The organism is Pseudoalteromonas sp. NZS37 (assembly GCF_015864265.1).
GTDB classification, from domain to species: Bacteria; Pseudomonadota; Gammaproteobacteria; order Enterobacterales; family Alteromonadaceae; genus Pseudoalteromonas; species Pseudoalteromonas arctica.
Map to the genome: position 1 here is coordinate 1 of NZ_JADYXL010000023.1, position 3,526 is coordinate 3,526.

7 protein-coding genes are annotated in these 3,526 nt (G+C 39.7%); 2 read left to right on the top strand and 5 right to left on the bottom strand.

Translation table 11 applies throughout. The features are described from left to right. Nucleotides 1–209 precede the first annotated feature (209 nt). Nucleotides 210–488, top strand: coding sequence for a hypothetical protein (locus tag I6F47_RS19960; RefSeq protein ID WP_197184418.1), 279 nt, complete (start codon nucleotides 210–212; stop codon nucleotides 486–488). A 261-nt stretch (nucleotides 489–749) separates the two neighbouring features. Next, the gene (locus I6F47_RS19965) at nucleotides 750–1,223 is read left to right on the top strand and encodes a DUF3653 domain-containing protein (RefSeq protein ID WP_231609264.1); all 474 of its coding nucleotides are present in this window, start codon (nucleotides 750–752) and stop codon (nucleotides 1,221–1,223) included. Between the two features lie 63 nt (nucleotides 1,224–1,286). On the opposite strand, the gene I6F47_RS19970 is transcribed toward I6F47_RS19965, so the two are convergent. The 5 genes from I6F47_RS19970 to I6F47_RS19990 all read right to left on the bottom strand — a co-directional run. Continuing rightward, nucleotides 1,287–1,496 carry a hypothetical protein gene (locus tag I6F47_RS19970; protein ID WP_197184419.1) on the bottom strand — a complete coding sequence of 70 codons (210 nt, stop codon included), beginning with the start codon at nucleotides 1,494–1,496 and terminating at the stop codon, nucleotides 1,287–1,289. Further along, the gene (locus tag I6F47_RS19975; protein WP_197184420.1) at nucleotides 1,489–1,887 is read right to left on the bottom strand and encodes a hypothetical protein; all 399 of its coding nucleotides are present in this window, start codon (nucleotides 1,885–1,887) and stop codon (nucleotides 1,489–1,491) included. Before I6F47_RS19975 ends, I6F47_RS19970 begins: the two co-directional genes overlap by 8 nt. A gap of 4 nt (nucleotides 1,888–1,891) precedes the next feature. After that, entirely contained in the window at nucleotides 1,892–2,272 is a 381-nt protein-coding gene (locus I6F47_RS19980) for a hypothetical protein (protein WP_197184421.1), read from the bottom strand. Further along, entirely contained in the window at nucleotides 2,265–2,747 is a 483-nt protein-coding gene (locus I6F47_RS19985) for a virion protein (RefSeq protein ID WP_197184422.1), read from the bottom strand. The genes I6F47_RS19980 and I6F47_RS19985 overlap by 8 nt, the downstream gene beginning before the upstream one ends. After that, nucleotides 2,747–3,526: hypothetical protein (locus I6F47_RS19990; RefSeq protein WP_197184423.1), on the bottom strand; the 780-nt coding region annotated here is incomplete at its 5' end. The genes I6F47_RS19990 and I6F47_RS19985, both read right to left, overlap by 1 nt.

Here is a 3,526-nt window from a genome sequence, read left to right on the forward strand (position 1 = left end):
TTTGTTCATGCTTGGTTTTGTGTGCGGCGGTTACATTGCAATACAAGTAACCGCCACCCGCCGCCAAGCGAATAAAACGGTCGGGCGACCGCTTCGAAACAGATAATAGACACAAGTTGTGCACTAGTCCACACCTCATGGCCTAGTGCACAAACCGTGAACTACGACTATAATCAAATTACCGACACGCCAAGACGGATAGAAAACATATGAAAATAAGCAACTCAAAAGAACTATTAGATTGGTTTAAAAGCACCGCCGATATTGACTCCGACTACATGGTTAGCAAACTAACTGGCATATCAAAACAAACACTTAGCAGCATTAGAACTGGTGAGCGTGAATTTTCAGAACATTTATCTTTACAGTTACTTTTAGTGGGCGAACACCCTGAACCCTTGAAAACACTGGCTTTAATTGAAGCTGGGAAGGCTGAAAAGAAGGGTAAACCCGAAATAGCTAAATTATGGCGAAAGAGCGCAGCATAGTAATTTTTACACCCGACATTTTGTCGTTACCGTTTTGGGTATTCTCTTTATTTACGGGGCTTTCAGGCGTTCGGTAGGCTTACGATTTATATTATGTTAAATACGGTCGAACCCGCCATTATGACGCTATAACCCTTTAGAGTGATAAAATTGGCCTTACGTGTTGTTTTTACACGTTTTCCCCTAAAACCCTTCAATCAATAATATTAATTGAAGTCAGTTTATCAATCTAAAAAAATCATAGTTAATAATGGAATTATTATGACAAATTTTAAAAATATGCTTTTTCGCGCGGGCTTTATGAACTTCGGCAAACTAGACCGCCGCGCCACTATGGATTTTTTATACATCAAATCTGAGCGCACTTTAGAGCGCTGGATAAAAGACAACAACCCATGCCCGCGCGCTCTGGTCATGCTTGAACAACGTATTAATGGCGGTATGTCGCTACATAAAGATTGGGACGGTTATTATATTTGCCGCGAAGGTTATTTGTGGACACCGCGCGGGCATCGTTATGACGCGGCTTATCTAAACAAGATAGACTTTCTGCAGAAGTCTGTACGTTACAATGAAAGCCACGTTCAAGCCTTGCAGAACAAAATTGATTACTTACATGAATTAGTTGAAGCCAGCGCCACCCTAAAAACTATCGGCAATGATTTAATCAAACTTTCGGATCAATTAACTATCAAAGATATTGTTTTGAAGTACGGCGATAAAAAACGCGCGTAACGAATTTTTGATTTAACCAGGAGCAACGCCCTATAAAAAAAGGCCGCATTTTAGCGGCCTTTTTTAATTGCTTATATTCAGCATATTTAGTTTTATTACTTCGTTTTCTATTACACCCACTTTTGCTACTAGCTCGTTATGGCTTTTAACTTGCATTTCTAGCCCGTACTTTAAATACGTTATATGAACCTTTAACGCAGCCACTACAGCAACGGCACTTGTTGCGCCTGTTAGTATGGCGGTTAGTGCAATTTTTATTATTACATCATCCATTTTTTACCCGCCTAAATTGCCCGATAAACTGAGGGACAATGTTTTTTAAACTCGCAATGCCCCATACACCGCCGTTAATTGCTATCCATGTTTGAACCAACCACGGCGGCACACCTTCAAGATTTTTAAATATTTGCGCACCATGTTCAGGAGACACGACAGTAATTAAAATCGGTGCGGTAAACATGCAATAACTAAAAAACCGAAGTCCTTTATCTTTATCTTGAAGTGATGCCATTTCCCAATTGTGGTTATAGTCTTTTTCTGACTGCGCTAACCTCGCTTGGTTATTTATTACGGCCATATCTCGGTTATGCTCCGCGCTTGCTTTTGCAGCGCGGTTTTTTAGCCATGTATCAACGGGTTTAAATAACAAGGATAACCATTGCATAGCATTACCCCTTTTTAACAGTCTGTATTGAATCAGCATCAACAAGGCCATTCAATAAAGGTCGGTACTGGTTTTTTAATCGCTTATCAGAATCAAAGATTTCATCTAAAAAAACCTTATGCGCTGGGTGCAACTTTTCTATTGCATCAAACCACACTAAATTATTTACCTTTAGTGTGTAATCAAGCTTTTCAGAATTGAGAAAAAAGCCCGCGTTTGGATACTTAATATCACCGCTGTTATTAATGGCGAACTGTACTTGTGCTAAAAAGTTACCGATTGGCTTAGTGATTGCCTTTGATTTTTCATCAACCTGTTTATAAAAATAAACACCAACACCCGCAGCCAGTATCCACACGAAGTTTTTAGTTAAAAAATTACCCATAGTAACCCCACTCGAACCCCGATTTAATTTCATCAAATGTATACGGATTTTGCCCGTTTTCCATTTGCACCATTGCAGAAATTACCGCAGGGTATTCTAAATCTGACAGTGTTTTATCTGCTGCAATATTTGTTTTATCACTGACAAAGTTAATGTAATTTGTGGTGTGGTTTTCATATTCACCCGCGTCATTTTTTGGCGGTGCCCATTCGTTAATGATACTTTCAATAGTGCGAACTCCCCGACTCGCTTTAGTTCGCATTATGCGCCCCGCCGCTCTAAAGCCATGCTTTGCAGTTTCAAAAATAATAAAGCGCCCGTCATCACCAATTTGACCAACCCAACTTTCACGCGCTTCAATATTCAGCGGGTTATTATTGCGAATGCCTTTAGGCTTTAGCGGCGCGCTTGAAGGTAATGCGAACATTGCCCCAAGCGCGCCAATAACTAACATAGAAATTGTTGAGGTTTTCACTATATAACCTCCTTTAACATGCGTATTTTTGCCTGTGCTTTAACTCTCGATATTTCAGCATCATAATATTTAAATGAATAACTTTCGGGGTTCACTGACAGCATGAACGCATCCCCCACAAATAACCTGTGATTATCATTGCTTTCATGCATTCCACTTACAACTTTCACCCATGATTGCCCCTCTTCTGAGCGGTAAATAGAGTCACCCGAATGGCAATATAAATTACCATCAGAACCCGCAGCGTGACTACTACCGCGAAAGCTTGAATTTATGAATGTTCCCGTGCTTTTTTTGAATATAACAGGCTCGCCATTTACAAAGCCTTGAAAAATAATAAATCGGTCATTTTCACCCAAGCAAGCAAACGTAGTAGGCAAATTTTCACCTTGCAATAATGGCGCATCTGCTGCCATATCGGGATAAACACCATCATCAATAAATACTTTTCGACCGTCTATAATTGCAAAAAATAAACCCTCATTACTAACGTAAAAATCACTACAATAGCTATCAGACTTTAATTTTTTGTTTTCACCGATATAAATACCGCTTGGCGTATCATAAACTGATAAATATTGTTTTTCTCCATCATGAAAAAACAACTCTGGGCGGCCGCTGCTGTGCAATGGTAAGTCTAACCTATTTCCATCTTTATCAATTGCCGTCACCTTTTGGGCAGTTTTTCCGTCTTTGTCATTCAACTGCATTGCATAAACAACACCATTTAGTGCTTTTGCTTTTTCACCACCTGCATTTAAATCTTCTACGCCGTGCCT

Excerpts from the sequence above, each read along its gene's own strand:
- I6F47_RS19975 (WP_197184420.1), bottom strand. The coding sequence starts at position 1,887 with ATGCAATGGTTATCCTTGTTATTTAAACCCGTTGATACATGGCTAAAA.
- I6F47_RS19980 (WP_197184421.1), bottom strand. The coding sequence starts at position 2,272 with ATGGGTAATTTTTTAACTAAAAACTTCGTGTGGATACTGGCTGCGGGT.
- I6F47_RS19970 (WP_197184419.1), bottom strand. The coding sequence starts at position 1,496 with ATGGATGATGTAATAATAAAAATTGCACTAACCGCCATACTAACAGGC.
- I6F47_RS19960 (WP_197184418.1), top strand. The coding sequence starts at position 210 with ATGAAAATAAGCAACTCAAAAGAACTATTAGATTGGTTTAAAAGCACC.
- I6F47_RS19965 (WP_231609264.1), top strand. The coding sequence starts at position 750 with ATGACAAATTTTAAAAATATGCTTTTTCGCGCGGGCTTTATGAACTTC.